Genomic DNA, 17141 nt, shown 5'->3' with positions numbered 1-17141 from the left:
ACTCGGCACAGGGAGACTTCAGTAACGTGATCCTGCTCAAGAACCGACTGGCGCGCCCATTTGCCTTGGCTCTGATGCTGTCGGCATTCAGCCTGCCCACCATGGCCGAAACCGCGCCAACCGGAGCCCTCGACTTCCTGAAGCTCCTGCGCCCCAGCATTTCGGGTTCGTTCATTGCCGGCCAGGAGGCGATGAAAGACCTGCGCACCGACGAAGCCGCGCGCTATTTCGGTCAGGCCGTGCAGGGCGATTGGGACAATCCCATTCTGGCCGAGCGCGCCTTCTTCGCCGCCGCCGCCGATGGACAAATTCCGCAGGCCGCGGAAATGGCCAAGCATCTGCTTGATCTGCAGAAGGGCAATGAACTGGCGGAGCTGGTGCAGGCCAGCGTCGCTCTCAAGGAGCGTCGCTATGGCGCCGCCGAACGCGCTCTGGCGCAGGTTCCTCAGGATACGTTCAGCGGCATCACCGCCGGCATTCTGCGGGCCTGGGCCCTGGTGGGCGATGGCCGCGGCGAAGAGGCCGAGCAACTGCTCGCCAAGCTCGGGCAGCGCGGCCTCGAAGATTTTCTGGTTTTCCATCGCACGCTGATGGCCGAGGCCTCGGGTAACAAGGCCAAGGCGCTGGAACTGGCCGAAAAAGCCTATGATGTCGAACCCTATGTGCCCCGCGTCGTCGAAATCTATGCGCGCATGCTGGCCAATGACGGCCAGTTCGATGCGGCGCTCGATGTGATCAACGAGTTCGAAGCCCAGGGGCTCAGCCATCCCGAGCTGACGGCGGTCAAGGCCACGATTGCCAGCGGCAAGCGCCCCGGCGTCTTCGTCGCCAATGCGCAGATCGGCGCGGCAGAGATGTATCAGGGCATCGGCGCCGCACTGGCCCGCGATGGCAGTTCCGATCTGGCGCTGGTATTCCTGCGCCTGGCCAACTACCTCAATCCGAGCTCCGACGTCATTCCGCTCACCGCGGCCCAACTGCTCGACAATGCCGGCCAGCACGAGGCCGCCAACCGCATCTATGATGCGGTTCCCGCCAATTCACCGATGAAGCCGGCGGCCGTGGTGCGCATCGCGCAAAACCTCGATGCCATCGGCAATCGCTCCGAAGCCCTGCGCCGCCTGCGCAATATCGTCGCCACCAATCCCGACGATCTGGACGCGGTTTCGGCGCTGGGCGATCTGCTGCGCTATGACGAGCAATATCTCGACGCCGCTGCCGCCTATAGCCACGCCATCGAGCTGACCGGCGGCGACGCTCCGGCCGACTGGCGCTATTACTATGTGCGCGCCATTGCCTATGAGCGCGCCAAGGAATGGCCCAAGGCCGAGGCGGATTTCCTCAAGGCGCTGGAGCTCAATCCGGAACAGCCGCAGGTGCTGAACTATCTCGGCTACAGCTGGATCGACCAGGACATGCACCTGGAGAGGGCGCTGGAAATGATCGAGAAGGCGGTCGAGATGCAGCCGCGCGACGGCTACATCGTCGATTCGCTCGGCTGGGCCTTCTACAAGCTCGGCCGCCTCGACGACGCCGTCGAAACCCTCGAACGCGCTGTCATGCTTCGCCCCAACGATCCCGAGATCAACGACCATCTCGGCGATGTCTATTGGGAGGCCGGGCGCAAGCTCGAGGCCGGCTTCCAGTGGCAGATCGCCAAGGCCATGGATACCGAAGGCGGTCATGTACGCGATCGGGCCGAAGCCAAGCTGGCCGAAGGCCTCACCGAAAAGACCGCCTCCGAATAGCATGGTTGCCCCATCCGTTCAGGCAGCGCCGGCCAAGGTCAATCTGGCGCTGCATGTCACGCGGCGGCGTGAAGACGGCTATCACGACCTCGAAAGCCTGATTGTCTTCGCGGACATTGCCGACGAGTTGGAGGCAAAGCCGGCGGCTGCAGATAGCCTCGAGATTTCCGGCCCTTTTGCATCCGGCCTGGGCGCCGGGCCGACCAATCTTGTCCTGCGCGCCACGGCAGCCTTTCGGAAGCGCTGGCCTGAAATTGCGCCGGCAGGCCTCGCCATGCATCTGGTGAAAAACCTGCCGGTGGCGGCCGGTATCGGCGGCGGCTCGGCCGATGCCGCCGCGGCGCTGAGATTGATGGCGGAATTGTCGTCCGAACAGGTGCCTGTGGTCGATCTGGCCGACCTGGCGGCGACCTTAGGCGCTGACGTGCCGGCCTGCCTGTTGTCACGACCGCTGGTGGCGCGCGGTGTTGGCGAAATCCTTTCGCCGCTCCCGGATTTTCCGGAGCTGCATATTGTTTTGGCCAATCCGCTCATCCCGGTGGTCACAGCCGATGTGTTCCGTCGTCTGCGGGCGCATGACAATTATCCGCTGCCCGCCCTCCCGTCGCCGCTGACGCGCCCCGCGCAACTGGGATTGTGGCTGGCCGAAACCCGCAACGACCTGCAGCCCCCCGCCATCAAGCTCGTGCCTGAAATCGGCGATCTCATCGACGACCTCGCCCAGACCCAGGGCTGCATTCTGGCCCGCATGTCCGGCTCCGGCGCTACGGTGTTCGGCCTTTTCGGCTCCGCCAGCCAGGCCCATGGCGCCGCGCACGAATTGCGCCTGCGCCGACCACAACACTGGTTCGCCGCCGCTCCGCTATTGCGGCCCTAATTTCTTCAAACAAGGCATACTCTGGACTCTTTCGCCTCCCTCCCCTCAAGCCGCGGCGCGCTTGGGCAACAGGCGCTTGATTGCCCGCCATGCCGGCGCCAGCACATAACCGGCGACAGGGATCAGCAACAGGCCCAGGATCAGTCCGACGATCCCGTCAATCAATGCGGTCATGGCCCAGCCGGCAAAGCCGGCAATGGCGGGCAGGGCATGCTCGGCCCATTCGGCCGCGGCCTCCACCATATGCTCGGGCGCCGCGATGCCGAAGCTGTCGAGGCCGTGGATCAGGATGCCGCCGCCGACCCAGATCATGGCAGCCGTGCCGACCACGCCCAGAACTTGCATCGCCAGCGGCATGGCGCGCACCAACCAGCGTCCGAACTTGCGCGTCAGGTCCAGCCGTCCCCTGCGGGCCAGCAGCACGCCGAAATCATCGGCTTTCACGATCAGCGCCACGGCGCCATAGACTAGCGCTGTGATCCCCACGCCCACCAGCGCCAATATGGCCGCGCGCGTCCAGAAATTGTTCACCTCGATCGCGGCCAGCGCGATGGTCATGATCTCGGCCGAGAGAATGAAGTCGGTCTTGATGGCGCTGGCCACCTTGGTGTCTTCCAGGGTCTGCGGATCGAGCGCCACCGGCTCGAGGCTAGCCTCATGCGCCTCGGCTTCATGCGGCTTGAGCGCATGATAGACCTTCTCTGCGCCTTCGTAGCACAGATAAGCCCCACCCAGCATCAGGATGGGGGTGATGATCCATGGCGCGACAAGGCTGAGGATCAGCGCGGCCGGCAACAGGAACAGCAGCTTGTTGCGCACCGATCCCCAGGCGATCTTGCCGACGATCGGCAACTCGCGATCCGAGGAGAAACCATCGACATAGCGCGGCGTCACCGCCGCATCGTCCACCACCGCGCCTGCGGCCTTGATCCCGGCCTTGGCGGCCTGTCCGGCAATATCGTCCAGCGACGCCGCCGCCACCTTGGCAAGCCCCGCAACATCATCGAGAAGGGCGAGAAGACCGACGGACATGGATAAGCCTCAAGGTGATTTGAGCGCGATAATGCGCGGCGAAACCAAAGGTGCCAAGTGGAAACCACGACGCAGGTCGACAGGCCAGCGCTCGATCTGGCCTGAAGCGGCGGCATCGCCACAAGGCAGGCTGAGATTGCCAATAGGCAGAGTGCTAAGACGCGCGGCCGACGCTGTGGCGGACGACGTCGGCGAGGATGGATTTCATCTCGCTGTCGGGGAGCTCGGACAGTGCGGCAATCGCGGCTTCGGCGTGGCCCTCGGCTTTGTCCAGCGTGCGCTTGAGCGTGTCGTAGCGGTTGAAGATGGCCACAACCTGCTGCACTTCGAGATCGCTGGCATCTACCTTGCCCAGGGCAGCGGCGATCACTGATCGCTCTGCCTCGGTGCCGTCGGCCAGCGCCAGGATGACCGGCAGGGTCATCTTGCCCTCGCGCAGATCGTCGCCGACATTCTTGCCGAGCGTGCCAGACTGCCCGCCATAATCCAGCGCATCGTCGACAAGCTGGAAAGCATTGCCCAGTTCAAGCCCATATAGGGCGAGGGCTTCGCGGCCGGCCTGATCGGCACCGCCGGACATGGCGCCCACTTCGCAGGCAGCCTTGAACAACACGGCGGTCTTGGCACGGATGACTTCGGCGTAGTCGGCCTCGGTGGTGGCGAGGTCGCCGGTCTTGGCCAGCTGAAACACTTCGCCCTCGGCCATCACGGCGGAGGCAGCGGAGAGCACGCCCAGCGCGCCGATATCGCCGGTTTCCACCATCATCATGAAGGCTTGCCCTAGCAGAAAATCACCTACCAGGATCGATGCTTTGTTGCCCCAGACCATGCGGGCCGCCGGCTTGCCGCGGCGCATGTCGCTTTCATCGACGACATCGTCGTGCAGCAGGGTGGCATTGTGCATGAATTCGACGGCGGCCGCGAAATTGACGGCATTGCCGGTGCCGCGGCCGAAGAGAATCGCCGTGGCAACGGTGAGCATCGGCCGCAGGCGCTTGCCGCCGCTGTCGATGAGATAGCGCGCCAGTTCGGGGACCATGTCGACATGGCTGTGAGCACGATCCAGAATCAGCGCGTTGACCCGGGCCATGTCCTCGGCCGTCGCAGCCATCAGGCGCTCGACCGGGTTGGCCACCGGCTTTTCTTTCATCTGGGGCAGAACTGACACCGCCGTAACGTCCTTGTTGCCACAACGGCAAATCGGGTTGAGACCATCGCTGCGACCCATATAAGGTCGCACCGAACCAGCCATCCGGGTGCGATGTCCCTAGACCAGCCAATCGAGTTTGTAAAACACCAAACGGTGACGCGCGACGCCTTTTTGGGCGGTCGGCTCACTCTGTCGCAGCCGCGCAACGGCTTTCGCGCCGGGCTCGACAGTGTTTTGCTTGGCGCCGCGGTACCAAAGGGCACGGCGCGACTTGCCGATCTGGGTGCAGGGGTGGGCACCGCAGGGCTCGTTGCCCTGGCGCTCGACCTCGCTGAAACCGCGCTTCTGGCCGAGATTGACGCCGAGGCCTTGACCCTGGCGGCTGAGAATATCGCGGCCAATGGCTTTGCCGCCCGAGCCGAGGCGCATGCCATCGACATTGCCGCCCCGGCTGCGGCCCGGCGCGCGGCAGGGCTTGTGGATAATGGCTTTGACGCTGTGATCGCCAATCCGCCCTTCTTTGCGGCAGGACGCGGCACGCCTGCGCCGGACGCGAGCCGGGCAGGCGCGCGGCATATGCCGGAGGCGGATCTGGACCAATGGGTGCGCAGCGCTGCCGCTTCGGCAAAGGCGGGCGGCACCGTCATTTTCGTTTATCCCGCCACCGCCCTTGCGCCGCTCTTGGCAAGCTTTTCGGCGCGGTTCGGGGCCATAACGCTATTGCCGCTCTGCCCGCGGCCGGACGAGGCTGCGAGCCGGGTGCTCATTCGCGGCATCAAGGGGTCGCGCGCGCCGCTGACACTTCTGGCCAGCCGGGTGCTGCACGGCACTGACGGTCGGGCATTCTCGGCAGAATTCGATGCAATTTTTCGCGGTGCGGCCCGTCTTGACTGGTAATGATCCGACCGAGCCCCTAAATCTGCGCCACCGCCCGAACCCGTCCTGAGGTTTCCCGCAAGATGCTGCTGCGCATTCTCCTGTTCACTGCCCTGATCGTGCTGATCTATCTGGGCATCCGCCGCATCTGGAAGGACTGGACCGGCAAGTTCAAGACCGACGAGGAACAGGCGCGTATCGCCAGACGCGAGCGCGACGCGGCCGAACGCCAGCGCCCCGACGTGATCGATCTCAAGCGCGACGATGACGGCACCTATCGCCCGCAGGATCAGCGCGACACCGACAAGCGCCATTGACCGCCCGGACCCGCCAAACTAGAGGTTTGTCCGGCTCTAGACCGTAGGACTGCCCGATGACCTCTCGCCCCGCTCACATGGACCCGAAGAACTCCTTCCAGGGTCTGATCCTGACGTTGCAGAATTTCTGGGCCGAGCAGGGTTGCGTGATCCTGCAGCCTTACGACATGCAGATGGGCGCCGGCACCTTCCACACTGCCACGACGTTGCGTGCGCTGGGCCCCAAGCCGTGGAAAGCCGCCTATGTGCAGCCGTCGCGCCGGCCCAAGGACGGCCGCTATGGCGAGAACCCCAACCGGCTGCAGCACTATTACCAGTTCCAGGTGATCCTCAAGCCGTCGCCGGAAAACATCCAGCAGCTCTATCTCGACTCGCTGGCCGCCATCGGGCTCGACGCTTCGGTGCACGATATCCGCTTTGTGGAAGACGACTGGGAAAGCCCGACGCTGGGCGCCTGGGGTCTGGGTTGGGAGTGCTGGTGCGACGGCATGGAAGTCAGCCAGTTCACCTATTTCCAGCAGGTCGCGGGCTTCGAATGCGCGCCGGTTCCGGGTGAAATCACCTATGGGCTCGAGCGCCTGGCCATGTATGTGCAGGGCGTAGAGAACGTCTATGACCTCAACTTCAACGGCCGCGAAGGCGACGAGAAGGTCACCTATGGCGAGGTGTTCCTGCAGAACGAGCAGGAATCCTCGAAGTACAATTTCGAGGCCGCCGACACCGAAATCCTGTTCCGGCATTTCGCCGATGCCGAAAAGGAATGCCGCGCCATCCTGGCCAAGGGCGCCGACGGCAACCGGCAGACCATGGCGATCCCGGCCTATGAGCAGGTGATCAAGGCCTCGCATAATTTCAATATGCTCGATGCGCGCGGCGTCATCTCGGTGACCGAGCGGCAGAGCTATATCCTGCGCATCCGCGAACTGGCCAAGGCCTGCGGCGAAGCCTGGTTGCAGACCGCCGGCGGCGGCGCGGAATAGGCTAGTCTACACACCCCCACGCGGCACAAGAGCAGATCGTCACCCTCGGGTCGAGCCCGAGAGTGACGGCTTGTGTTGTAACCCAGCGGTGTGCAGGTGTCTGCGAAGGCGGGGCGTGTCCTACTCCGCGGCGACCGGTGCTTCGACATCCAGCACGGTCAGCATGTGGCGCTTGTCGGCGCGGTCGCGCCAGGTGATGGACTGGCCCTTGCGCAGCCCGATGAGGGCGGTGCCGATGGGCGTCATCACCGAAATCTTGCCTTCGTCGATATTGGCTTCTGCCGGGTAAACCAGGGTGACCGCAATTTCCTTGTCGTCATTGGTGCGATAGGTGACGCGCGAGCCCATGCGGGCCACGTCCTCGGGCACCTTTTTGTCATCAACGACACGAGCGCGGTCGAGTTCGTTGAGCAGGCGGTCGGCCAGTTCGGGCATGCGGTCAAGCCCGGCGCTGGCCAGCGCGTTGAGTTTGGCGTGATCAGCCTTGCCCAGAATAATGGCAGGCGAGAGATCGCGACGAATGTCGTTCATGTGAGTCTCCTCAGGTTCCGGCGCGCGACAGCGCGACATGCGGAACGGTAATTATGAATGGGAATGACGAGTGCCGGATTTTCGGTGCGATGCACCTTGAGCCCTAAACAGGCTCCGGCGAGAGCGTGCCTAGGGCGTCTATCCTGCGAGCAGAATGGTGCAGCGATGGAAGAGGCGCGTTGTCATGGCATAAAAGCTAGGGATTGCGCGCAGGAAGTCAAGCCCGACCCATTGGTGGCCCGTTGCAATGGGCCGCTTGACCTGCCAGTCTCCGCCCCATTCGTCAGCCTGCCCGCGCCTGCCCAAGGGGCGCGCCGGAGCCGGGGACAGCTTTGGAGTCTAAGCCATGGAATGGGTCATTCTCGCGCTGGTGGTCGGCATCGTCGGCTATGCCATCGTCATCTACAACAGCCTCGTGTCCAACCGACAGATGGTCAAGGAGGGCTGGTCGGGGATCGATGTGCAGCTCAAGCGCCGCACCGACCTCATTCCCAATCTCATGGAGACGGTGAAGGGCTATATGGCCCATGAGCGCGAAACACTCGAGGCCGTGGTCAGCGCCCGTGCCAAGGCCACCAGCGTCGCTGCGGCCGGTCCCGAGGCTCGCGCCAAGGCCGAGGGCGAACTCTCGGCTGCATTGGGCCGCTTGCTGGCCATTGCCGAGGCCTATCCCGATCTCAAGGCGAATACGACTTTTCTCGAATTCCAGAGCGCGCTCAAGGGTGTGGAAGACGAAATCCAGATGGCCCGCCGCTACTACAATGGTGCGGTGCGCAACCTGAATATTCAGGTCGAGAGCTTCCCGTCCAACATCATCGCCAACATGTTCAAGTTTACCCAGAGCGAGTATTTCGAGCTGGAGAACGAGGCCGATCGGGCCGTGCCGCAGGTGAAGTTCTAAGCCTTTCGCAGCCAAATCAGCCAGCAAGGCGGACCATCGAAGGATGGTCTCGAAGTAGTCCCAACCAGGGGTTGGGATGGCACCGCGTCCGGGCCTTATGCCGAGTTCATGATCATGCGCATCCTCGCTTCGCTTTTTCTGCTGCTTGCCCTCGCCGTGCCCAGCCTGGCGCGCGAGGAAATCCGCAGCATGGTGTCGGATGTGACCCTGGCGCCCGATGGATCGGTACAGGTGGTCGAGACGCTGGTGGTCAATGCCGAGGGCGACCAGATCCGGCGCGGCATTTTCCGCGATATTCCGGTGACCATGCTGGGCGATTCAGGAAACAAGATCCGCATCGCGCTCGAAGTGCAAAGCGTCACCCGCAATGGCCAGGCCGAGCAATTCGATGTCGAGCGCGACGGCGATTTCCGCCGGATCCGGATCGGCAATCCCGACGCGCTGCTTCGCCCCGGCGAACAACGCTACGTGATCACCTATCGGCTCGAGCGCATGGCGCGGCCGAGCGCCGATGGCGACGAAATCTATTGGAACGCCACCGGCAATTACTGGAATTTCCCCATTCTCAATGCCGAGGCGCGGGTTCATCTGCCAGCTGGCGCAGTCATCGCCAACATGGCTGTTTATACCGGGCCTTTGGGCTCGACCGCGCGGGACGCCGCGATCAAGCGCGTTTCCGACAATGAAGCTGTGTTCCGCAGCCAAACCGTGCTGCAGCCCGGCGAAGGCATGAGCGTCGCGGTGTCGTTCCAGAAAGGGATCGTCAGTTATCCCGAGGGCGTGGATGCCCTGGCGCAGTCGGCATCGGATCTGCGCGAGGTCATCCTGCCCATTTTGGCCGTGCTGCTGGTGCTGGGCTACAATCTCATCGCCTGGAACAAGGTGGGCCGCGACCCGCCCAAGGGCACGATCATTCCACTGTTTCATCCGCCCGAGGGCTTCTCACCCGCTCTCACGCACTATGTGCATCGCTGGGGCTTCGCCAATTCCGGCTGGACGGCGCTGACTGCGGCGATCTTCAGTCTCGGCGTGAAGGGGCTGGTGACGATCTACAACCCAGACAAGACGCTGACCGTGGTCGCGACCGATAAGCAAGCCGGGGGCGAACTGCCCGCCGGCGAGCGCGTGCTCTACGGCTACTTTTCGTCCAAGCGGTCGGTCACCATCGACAAGGCCAATGGGGTTGAGCTGGGCGCCAAGCGCACCGAATTCGTCAAGGCCATCGAGAGCGAGAACCGCCAGCTCTGGTTCCGCAACAATACCGGATATGCGGTGTTCAGCTTCGTCCTTTCCGCAGCCTGCCTGGGGCTGATGGTGCTGTTCGACGTGCTCGATCCGATCTACCTCGTCGGGGCGGCGTTCTTCGGGGTCTTTGCCGGGATCATCGGCAGCCTCATGATGTCGGCATTCAAGAGCGGCATCATCCAGAAGGTCATTGTCGGGGTCTGGGTCGGCATCGTGCTGTTCAATTTGGGTGGCGGCTTCATCGAATCGCTGACCAGCATCACCATCAACAATGCGGCAATCGCCGCGGCGTCCCTGATCATCATCAGCGTGGTGTTCGCGGCACTGATGCGCGCGCCGACCATCCAGGGCCGCAAGGTGATGGATCAGATCGAGGGCTTTAAGCTCTACCTGGAGACCGCCGAAAAGAACCGGCTCAACATCAATGACGAACCGCCAATGACAGTGGAGCGCTTCGAACGCATCCTGCCCTATGCCATTGCGCTCGACGTGGAAAAGCCCTGGTCGGAGCATTTCGAGGCGGAACTGGCGCGCAATGCCGTGCCCGAGACCACCGCCAACAACTATTCGCCCAACTGGTATGCCGGCAGCCGCTCCTTCTCATCGGGCGGTCTGTCCAAGGCCATCAGCACCGCAACCACTGGCATGGCCGCCGCCATGGTCGCCGCGCAGCCTGTGCAGGCCAGCTCTTCCGGCTCGAGCGGCGGCGGCTTCTCCGGTGGCGGGGGTGGCGGCGGAGGCGGCGGGGGCTGGTGAGAAGGGTAGGTGAGGCCATTCCGCAATGGCGTGCGCGTATGCGCATAGACAAGCCCGCGCCCCCGCGCTAATCACGCACACGCCTTCAAATCCGGTACATTTTCATGCCCGAACTCCTGCTCGAACTCTTCTCCGAGGAAATCCCGGCCCGCTTCCAGCGTCGCGCCGCCGATGATCTCAAGAAAGCCGTCACCAATGCACTGGTCGATGCGGGTCTCGTCTATGAAGGTGCCAAGGCCTTCGCCACGCCGCGCCGCCTGGCGCTGACCGTGTCGGGCTTGCCGGTGCGCTCGCCCGACACGCGCGAGGAAAAGAAGGGGCCCAAGGTCGGTGCGCCGCAGCCGGCTATCGACGGTTTCCTGCGGTCGGCCGGGCTCAGCTCGCTGGATCAGGCCAAGGTGGAAAGCGATCCCAAAAAGGGTGACTTCTACGTTGCTCAGATCGAAAAGCCGGGTGCTGACGCGGTCGAGCTGCTCTCCGGCATCCTGCCCAAGGTGATGGCCGACTTCGCCTGGGCCAAACCGATGCGCTGGGGCTCTGGCAGCTTCACCTGGGTGCGTCCGCTGCGCGCCATTACCGCCACTTTCGGCACCGAGAACGACGAGCCTGTCGTGGTGCCCTTCGCCGCCGCCGGGCTGCAATCCGGCCAGACCACGTTCGGTCATCGTTTCCTGTCGCCCGACGCCATTCGCGTCAAGCGGTTCGACGACTATCTGGTTGCTCTGGAACGCGCCAAGGTGGTGCTCGATATCGATCGCCGTAAGGACATCATCCGCACCGATGCCGACAATCTGGCCTTCGCGCAGGGCCTGAGCGTCATTCATGACGAAGGTTTGCTCGAGGAAGTCGCCGGCCTGGTCGAATGGCCGGTGGTGATGATGGGATCGTTCGATCCCGAATTCCTCAAGCTCCCCGAGGAAGTGATCATCGCCACGATCCGCGCCAACCAGAAGTGCTTCTGCCTGCGCGATGCTTCGGGCAAGCTGGCGCCCAATTTCATCATCACGTCCAATACCATCCCCGCCGATGGCGGCGCGGTCGTGGTCGCGGGCAATGAGCGCGTCATTCGCGCCCGCCTGTCCGACGCTGCCTTCTTCTATCAGGGCGACCTCGCCATTCCGCTAGAGCACGGCCTGCCCAAGCTCGAAGACATGGTGTTCCACGCCAAGCTGGGCACCCAGTTCGCCATGGTGCAGCGCCTGGTCAACCTGGCGGCCGAGATTGCGCCGCAGGTTGGCGCCGATGTGGAAAAGACCAAGCGCGCGGCCGTGCTCGCCAAGGCTGATCTCGTTACCGGCATGGTCGGGGAATTCCCCGAACTGCAGGGCTTGATGGGCCGCTATTATGCGACGGCGCAGGGCGAGCCGGCTGAAATCGCCAATGCGCTTGAAATGCACTACAAGCCGCTGGGCCCCTCCGATCGCGTGCCGACCGAGCCGGTGTCGATCGCCGTGGCGCTGGCCGACAAGCTCAACGTGCTCTCCGGCTTCTGGTCGATCGACGAAAAGCCAACCGGCTCGCGCGATCCCTTCGCGCTGCGTCGCGCGGCACTGGGCGTGATCCGCATCGTCAGCGAGAACAATCTCAAATTCCCGCTGCAGGTGGAGCCGGATCTGCTGGCCTTCTTCCATGACCGTCTCAAGGTGACGCTGCGCGATGCCGGCGCTCGCCACGATCTGGTCGATGCCGTGATTTCTGCCGACAGCAACGATATCCTGCAGATCACCCAGCGCGCCGAGGCCCTGTCCTCGCTGCTGGCCAGTGATGATGGTGCCAATCTTCTGGCCGGTTACAAGCGTGCGGCCAATATTCTAGCGGCTGAGGAAAAGAAGGATGGCAAAACCTATGGTGGCGCCATCGATCAGGGCGCATTGAAGCTGGCGGAAGAAGAAGCGCTGGCCTTTGCGGTGGATGGCGTCCATGCCGCCGTGGCGGCGCATGTGGCCAAGGACGATTACAAGGGCGCCATGACCGAGCTCGCCACGCTCCGCGCGCCCGTAGATGCATTCTTCACCGCAGTGCTGGTCAACGATGCCGATCCTGCCGTTCGCGCCAATCGCCTCAACCTTCTCGCCCGCCTACGCGACACCATGCATCTGGTCGCCGATTTCGGAAAGGTAGCTGGGTAAGCCCGTAAGGCACCGTTCTGGTTGATGCTTCACACCCACCATGCCGCCGCCCTCGGGCTTGACCAGAGGGCGGCATGATGCGCGTTGCATCTGTCGTGCCAAAAGCTTTGGTTCTATTTCATCCAAGCCTGGCCGGCCTGCAAGCGCTCCTGCCTCTCAAGCGGAGACGCAGCGAAAGCGCCCCGATATAACCGGCAGTCGCTCGCTTCGGCCCCAACCACACCGCCTTAAAACGGTGCTGTGAAGCCTTCGGGCTTTTTGCCCTTGAATGGCGCCATGCCTTCGCGGGCCAGTTCGTCGGCCCGTTCGTTCAGTTCGTCACCGGCATGGCCCTTGACCCAGTGCCACGAAATCTCGTGCCGCTTGGTCGCCTCATCCAGCGCCTGCCAAAGGTCGACATTCTTCACCGGCTTCTTGTCGGCGGTCTTCCAGCCATTGCGCTTCCAGCCATGCATCCAGCTTTGGACGCCGTTTTTCACATATTGGCTGTCGGTATGCAGATCGATCTTGCAGGGACGGTTGAGCGCGTTCAGTGCCTCGATGGCCGCCGTCAGCTCCATCTTATTATTGGTGGTCAGCGCCTCGCCGCCCTTGAGCTCCTTGCGGTGCTGCCCGAACTGCAGAATGGCGCCCCAGCCGCCGGGGCCGGGATTTCCGGAACAGGCCCCGTCAGTATGAATGATAACGGATTCTGACATGGCCTAGGGGCGCCTCAGGATATGGAACTGGCAGGGAAGGCCGTAATAGTCGACGGCCTGATGCGTTTTCTCCATGCCGATCTTTTCCAGGACGGCACGAGACGGCGCATTGTCGACATGCGCCATGCCGATAAAGTGTTCGCCCTTGTCGTTGGCAAAGAACCAGTCGCGCAGGCCAGCGGCGGCCTCCTTGGCAAAGCCCTGTCCCCAGAACTCTTCGTAAAGCGTGTAACCGATCTCCGCCTCGCCAGTAGGCGGGTAAACGCCAAACCCAGCTCGACCCACCAGCGTGCCATCCGACTTCCGGCGCACTCGCAGCTTGCCCAGCTGCCGGGTTTCGAACAGGTCGATCCAGTGCGCGATTGCCTCTTCGCACTGTGCCCGCGTAAACGGCACGCCACGCGACGTCAGATAACGGGTCGCACTTTCGCTGCCGTGCAGGCGCATTAGGTCGTCGATCTGGTCCATGCGCCAGCCCGATAGCACCAGCCGCTCGGTTTCGAACAGGTCGAGATCGCTCATCGCCCCGAGGCCACTTCCAGATTGCGCAGCACCTTGGGAATGTTGAAAGCGATATGCTCTTCGGCGGTGGTCTTGGTCTCGACCTTGACCTCATAGCGGGCGGCAAAAGCGTCGATCACCTCTTCCACAAGGCTTTCCGGCGCCGAGGCCCCGGCGCTGACACCCAGCGACTTGAGATCGCCATAGAGTGACCAGTCGATATCGCTGGCGCGATCCACCAGCGTGGCAATCTTGCAGCCCGAGCGCAGGGCGACTTCGACCAGGCGCTGCGAATTGGACGAATGGGGCGACCCCACAACAATCATCGCATCGACAAGGGGTGCCACCGCCTTGATCGATTCCTGCCGGTTGGTGGTGGCGTAGCAGATGTCTTCCTTGTGCGGCCCATTGATAGCCGGGAAGCGCGCCCGCAGCGCCGCGACGATTTCGCGCGTGTCATCGACGCTGAGCGTGGTCTGGGTCACAAAGGCCAGCGTTTCCGGATGCTTGGGCGTAAAGGCCTTGGCGTCGGCAACTGTTTCGATCAGCGTCACCGCCCCTTGCGGCAATTGCCCCATGGTCCCGATCACTTCCGGGTGGCCCTGGTGGCCGATCAGCACGATCTCGTGGCCTTCCTCGAAATGGCGCTGCGCCTCCACATGCACCTTGGATACGAGCGGGCAGGTGGCGTCGAGAAAGAACATGTTGCGTGCCTTGGCATCGGCCGGCACGCTCTTGGGCACGCCATGGGCCGAAAACACCACCGGCGCCTCGGTCTCGGGGATTTCGTCGAGTTCCTCGACAAAGATCGCGCCCTTTGCCTCCAGGCTCTGCACCACATATTTGTTGTGCACGATGGCGTGCCGGACATACACCGGCGCCCCGTATTTTTGCAGCGCCAGCTCCACGATCTGGATGGCGCGGTCTACCCCGGCGCAGAATCCACGCGGGGCGCAGAGAAGAATGTCGAGGTGCGGCCTTTTTTCCATGCCAGATCAGATGCTTTCCGCGCTCCTGCAAGTCAAGTGCTGTTGCAGCAGACACAGGGCACGGGCAATATGATGCCAGTTTGGCGGGGACGGTCGGTCAGTGAGTTTAACCCAGGAAATGTTTGCGATTGCCCCGGCAATGGGGAAGGCGAACCTGAGTGCTGGGCAACTCAAATTGCTGGCCGGCAAGGCGCGCTGGATTTTCCGCGTCTGCGAGGCCGGTTTTCCCACTGTTCCCACCATCGTTCTCACCCGCGCCTGCTGGGATGAGTTGCAGGCCGAACGCGGCCGTCGCGACATGCGCCTGCGCGCCCATTGGGTGGCCTGCCTCTATAAGCTCGTCGACAAGGACGGCAAGCCGCCCATGCTGGTGGTCCGCACCTCCGCCGCCAGCCATAATGGCGGGCTGATGCCGGCCAAGGTGGGCATTCCCGCGCCGGGAGCTCCGGAAGACTCCGTGGATCCCGCGCGTCCGCTGGCCCGTGCCATCAAGCAGGCCTTCGAAAGCTATGGATTTTCAGGCGCCGGCTGGGGCGCCTCGCGCAGCGACGAGGAACGCGCCCGCCAGATCGTTTTGGTGCAGGCCGTGGCCGGCGGCGAGGTCGAACAATTCCTCACCCGCCACGCCACCACCGGGGCGCTCGGCCCGGCCGCCTTACCCGGCAGCCCGCTGCCCCGCTTGCCGGAAAGCGTTGGTGCACTGGTCTCCTTGCTCGATGCCAAGGCCGGCCGCCACATGGCGTGCCTGGTGTCGGTGGATAAGGGCAAGGTCCTATTCCTGTCTGCCCGTCCGGTCCAGGCCAGTGGCGATGCCGATCTCAACGCCGCGGTGGACCGGGTGCACCGCAAGGTGTGGACGCCGCAGGGCGCCGTCACCCGCGTCGATCCCAACCGCCTGGCGCTGATGCTGCATCCGCGGTTGAAATCCTCTGAAGGCGTCTCGCCCATCGCCATGGGCCTTGGCGTGTCCCCGGGTGCCGCCAGCGGCGCCATCGTCTTCAATGCCGAGGATGCGGCCCGCCTGCGGGCGCGCGGCAAGCATTGCATCCTCGTCGTCAACGAAACCGGCCCCGCCGACATCGAGGGCATGAAGGCCGCCACCGGCATCCTCACCGCCCGCGGCGGCATGTCGAGCCATGCCGGCGTCATCGCACGCATTACCGGCAAGCCCTGCGTGGCTGGGGTGCGCAATCTTTCGGTCGACACTACCGAAATGGTCGCCCGCATCGGCGACCGCGAATTCCGATCCGGCGATCGGCTGACCATCGATGGCGGCGACGGCTCGGTCTATGTGGGAACGTTGCCGCTGGCCCAGCCACAGATCGGCGGCGCCATAGGCACGCTGCTCGGCTGGTCCGACAGCAGCCGCACCATCGCTGTGCGCACCAATGTCGAAACCGTCGATTCCGCCGCCACCGCACTGAGCTTCGGTGCCGAAGGCATCGGCCTCGCCCGTTCCGAACACATGTTCTTCTCGCCCGAGCGCATGGTGGCGCTGCGCCGCATGATTCTCTCCGAAGATGAGGACCAGCGCAGCCTCGCCATCAATGGTCTGGTCGACTTTCAGACCGGCGACTATTCCGCGCTGTTCTCCGCCATGCGCGGCCTGCCGGTCAACGTGCGCCTCTTCGATCCGCCCTTGCACGAATTCCTGCCGCGCACCGACGAGGAGATCGAGGAAACCGCCGCTTCGCTGGGTCTTGCCGTCCGCGCCCTGCGCCTGCGCCTCGAGCGCATCGCCGAGATCAATCCCATGTTGGGCCATCGCGGCGTGCGGCTCGCGATTACCTATCCCGAAATCCTGCAAATGCAGATGCAGGCGGTGCTGGCCGGCGCCAGGGCGGCCAGCGAGGCCCTCAACCTCACCATTCCGGTCGAGGTCATGGTCCCCTTCGTGTCTACGGCCACCGAGGTCTCGTGGGTGCGCGAGCGGGTGTTTAATATCCTGAATAATTCCGGCCTTGTGCGCTCGGACCGCGTCAAATTTGCCTTCGGCACCATGATCGAATTGCCGCGCGCCTGCCTGCGTGCCGGCGACATTGCCGGCATGGTCGACTTCATCTCCTTCGGCACCAATGATCTGACGCAGACCACCTTCGGCATTTCGCGCGATGACGCGCCCACCTTCCTCGCCGCCTATCAGCGTAAGGGCGTCTATGAGCGCGACCCCTTCGTCACCATCGACGAAAAGGGCGTCGGCGAAATGATCGAGATTGCCATTGCCCGGGGCAGGGCGGCCAATCCCCGCCTCAAGATCGGCATTTGCGGCGAACATGCGGGCGATCCTGCCTCACTGCGCTTCTTTGCCGGCCTCGGCGTCGATTACGTCTCCTGCTCACCCTATCGTGTTCCGGTGGCCCGGCTGACCCTGGCGCAAGCATCTGCTTAAATTTGCGGGACATTATGCCTAT

The 17141-nt window shown here is 63.6% G+C and carries 15 protein-coding genes; 9 read left to right on the top strand and 6 right to left on the bottom strand.

Features of this window, described 5'->3' with window-relative positions; translation table 11 throughout:
- Positions 1-26: 26 nt before the first annotated feature.
- Together DEVEQU_RS05800 and DEVEQU_RS05795 are read left to right on the top strand one after the other, a co-directional pair.
- Entirely contained in the window at positions 27-1748 is a 1722-nt protein-coding gene (locus DEVEQU_RS05800; RefSeq protein WP_126149637.1) for a tetratricopeptide repeat protein, read from the top strand.
- A 1-nt stretch (position 1749) separates the two neighbouring features.
- Positions 1750-2625, top strand: a complete 876-nt coding sequence (locus DEVEQU_RS05795) for a 4-(cytidine 5'-diphospho)-2-C-methyl-D-erythritol kinase (protein ID WP_126149636.1) — start codon at positions 1750-1752, stop codon at positions 2623-2625.
- A gap of 45 nt (positions 2626-2670) precedes the next feature.
- Here DEVEQU_RS05795 and DEVEQU_RS05790 read toward each other — a convergent pair whose 3' ends face one another.
- Together DEVEQU_RS05790 and DEVEQU_RS05785 are read right to left on the bottom strand one after the other, a co-directional pair.
- Positions 2671-3657 carry a DUF808 domain-containing protein gene (locus tag DEVEQU_RS05790; protein WP_126149635.1) on the bottom strand — a complete coding sequence of 329 codons (987 nt, stop codon included), beginning with the start codon at positions 3655-3657 and terminating at the stop codon, positions 2671-2673.
- A gap of 154 nt (positions 3658-3811) precedes the next feature.
- Positions 3812-4807 carry a polyprenyl synthetase family protein gene (locus tag DEVEQU_RS05785; RefSeq protein ID WP_126149714.1) on the bottom strand — a complete coding sequence of 332 codons (996 nt, stop codon included), beginning with the start codon at positions 4805-4807 and terminating at the stop codon, positions 3812-3814.
- Positions 4808-4960: 153 nt separating this feature from the next.
- On the opposite strand from DEVEQU_RS05785, the gene DEVEQU_RS05780 reads away from it, so the two are divergent.
- The 3 genes from DEVEQU_RS05780 to DEVEQU_RS05770 all read left to right on the top strand — a co-directional run bounded on the left by DEVEQU_RS05780 (position 4961) and on the right by DEVEQU_RS05770 (position 6980).
- A complete protein-coding gene (locus tag DEVEQU_RS05780) occupies positions 4961-5704 on the top strand; it encodes a tRNA1(Val) (adenine(37)-N6)-methyltransferase (RefSeq protein ID WP_164550277.1) in 744 nt (247 codons plus the stop codon).
- A 62-nt stretch (positions 5705-5766) separates the two neighbouring features.
- Complete coding sequence (locus DEVEQU_RS05775; protein ID WP_126149633.1) at positions 5767-6000, top strand: hypothetical protein; 234 nt, start codon at positions 5767-5769, stop codon at positions 5998-6000.
- A 56-nt stretch (positions 6001-6056) separates the two neighbouring features.
- Complete coding sequence (locus DEVEQU_RS05770; RefSeq protein ID WP_126149632.1) at positions 6057-6980, top strand: glycine--tRNA ligase subunit alpha; 924 nt, start codon at positions 6057-6059, stop codon at positions 6978-6980.
- A gap of 120 nt (positions 6981-7100) precedes the next feature.
- On the opposite strand, the gene rnk is transcribed toward DEVEQU_RS05770, so the two are convergent.
- Positions 7101-7511 carry a nucleoside diphosphate kinase regulator gene (gene rnk, locus DEVEQU_RS05765; RefSeq protein ID WP_126149631.1) on the bottom strand — a complete coding sequence of 137 codons (411 nt, stop codon included), beginning with the start codon at positions 7509-7511 and terminating at the stop codon, positions 7101-7103.
- A 346-nt stretch (positions 7512-7857) separates the two neighbouring features.
- On the opposite strand from rnk, the gene DEVEQU_RS05760 reads away from it, so the two are divergent.
- The 3 genes from DEVEQU_RS05760 (at position 7858) to glyS (ending at position 12542) form a co-directional block, all read left to right on the top strand.
- The gene (locus tag DEVEQU_RS05760) at positions 7858-8412 is read left to right on the top strand and encodes a LemA family protein (protein WP_126149630.1); all 555 of its coding nucleotides are present in this window, start codon (positions 7858-7860) and stop codon (positions 8410-8412) included.
- 114 nt (positions 8413-8526) lie between these two features.
- Positions 8527-10413, top strand: a complete 1887-nt coding sequence (locus tag DEVEQU_RS05755) for a DUF2207 domain-containing protein (protein ID WP_164550276.1) — start codon at positions 8527-8529, stop codon at positions 10411-10413.
- Between the two features lie 104 nt (positions 10414-10517).
- On the top strand, positions 10518-12542 hold the full coding sequence (gene glyS, locus DEVEQU_RS05750; RefSeq protein ID WP_126149628.1) for a glycine--tRNA ligase subunit beta: 2025 nt from the start codon (positions 10518-10520) through the stop codon (positions 12540-12542).
- Positions 12543-12769: 227 nt separating this feature from the next.
- Here the strand turns inward: glyS and rnhA are convergent, their stop codons facing one another.
- Genes rnhA through ispH form a run of 3 tightly spaced genes read right to left on the bottom strand, consistent with a single transcriptional unit; the run spans position 12770 to position 14730 of the window.
- Positions 12770-13240 carry a ribonuclease HI gene (gene rnhA, locus DEVEQU_RS05745; protein WP_126149627.1) on the bottom strand — a complete coding sequence of 157 codons (471 nt, stop codon included), beginning with the start codon at positions 13238-13240 and terminating at the stop codon, positions 12770-12772.
- A gap of 3 nt (positions 13241-13243) precedes the next feature.
- Positions 13244-13762 (bottom strand): GNAT family N-acetyltransferase, encoded by a 519-nt coding sequence (locus DEVEQU_RS05740; protein ID WP_126149626.1) that lies wholly within the window; start codon positions 13760-13762, stop codon positions 13244-13246.
- A complete protein-coding gene (ispH, locus tag DEVEQU_RS05735; RefSeq protein ID WP_126149625.1) occupies positions 13759-14730 on the bottom strand; it encodes a 4-hydroxy-3-methylbut-2-enyl diphosphate reductase in 972 nt (323 codons plus the stop codon). The genes DEVEQU_RS05740 and ispH overlap by 4 nt, the downstream gene beginning before the upstream one ends.
- A 118-nt stretch (positions 14731-14848) precedes the next feature.
- On the opposite strand from ispH, the gene DEVEQU_RS05730 reads away from it, so the two are divergent.
- The gene (locus tag DEVEQU_RS05730) at positions 14849-17119 is read left to right on the top strand and encodes a putative PEP-binding protein (protein ID WP_126149624.1); all 2271 of its coding nucleotides are present in this window, start codon (positions 14849-14851) and stop codon (positions 17117-17119) included.
- Positions 17120-17141 lie beyond the last annotated feature (22 nt).

Source organism: Devosia equisanguinis (assembly GCF_900631955.1).
Taxonomy (GTDB): Bacteria; Pseudomonadota; Alphaproteobacteria; order Rhizobiales; family Devosiaceae; genus Devosia; species Devosia equisanguinis.
This window is presented reverse-complemented; position numbering and strand designations above follow the sequence as displayed.

What these genes read in the sequence shown, in the direction of transcription:
- DEVEQU_RS05755 (WP_164550276.1), top strand. Translation starts at nt 8,527, where the DNA reads ATGCGCATCCTCGCTTCGCTTTTTCTGCTGCTTGCCCTCGCCGTGCCC.
- DEVEQU_RS05785 (WP_126149714.1), bottom strand. Translation starts at nt 4,807, where the DNA reads ATGAAAGAAAAGCCGGTGGCCAACCCGGTCGAGCGCCTGATGGCTGCG.
- glyS (WP_126149628.1), top strand. Translation starts at nt 10,518, where the DNA reads ATGCCCGAACTCCTGCTCGAACTCTTCTCCGAGGAAATCCCGGCCCGC.
- DEVEQU_RS05770 (WP_126149632.1), top strand. Translation starts at nt 6,057, where the DNA reads ATGACCTCTCGCCCCGCTCACATGGACCCGAAGAACTCCTTCCAGGGT.
- DEVEQU_RS05760 (WP_126149630.1), top strand. Translation starts at nt 7,858, where the DNA reads ATGGAATGGGTCATTCTCGCGCTGGTGGTCGGCATCGTCGGCTATGCC.
- ispH (WP_126149625.1), bottom strand. Translation starts at nt 14,730, where the DNA reads ATGGAAAAAAGGCCGCACCTCGACATTCTTCTCTGCGCCCCGCGTGGA.
- DEVEQU_RS05730 (WP_126149624.1), top strand. Translation starts at nt 14,849, where the DNA reads ATGTTTGCGATTGCCCCGGCAATGGGGAAGGCGAACCTGAGTGCTGGG.
- DEVEQU_RS05795 (WP_126149636.1), top strand. Translation starts at nt 1,750, where the DNA reads ATGGTTGCCCCATCCGTTCAGGCAGCGCCGGCCAAGGTCAATCTGGCG.
- DEVEQU_RS05775 (WP_126149633.1), top strand. Translation starts at nt 5,767, where the DNA reads ATGCTGCTGCGCATTCTCCTGTTCACTGCCCTGATCGTGCTGATCTAT.
- rnhA (WP_126149627.1), bottom strand. Translation starts at nt 13,240, where the DNA reads ATGTCAGAATCCGTTATCATTCATACTGACGGGGCCTGTTCCGGAAAT.
- DEVEQU_RS05740 (WP_126149626.1), bottom strand. Translation starts at nt 13,762, where the DNA reads ATGAGCGATCTCGACCTGTTCGAAACCGAGCGGCTGGTGCTATCGGGC.
- rnk (WP_126149631.1), bottom strand. Translation starts at nt 7,511, where the DNA reads ATGAACGACATTCGTCGCGATCTCTCGCCTGCCATTATTCTGGGCAAG.
- DEVEQU_RS05790 (WP_126149635.1), bottom strand. Translation starts at nt 3,657, where the DNA reads ATGTCCGTCGGTCTTCTCGCCCTTCTCGATGATGTTGCGGGGCTTGCC.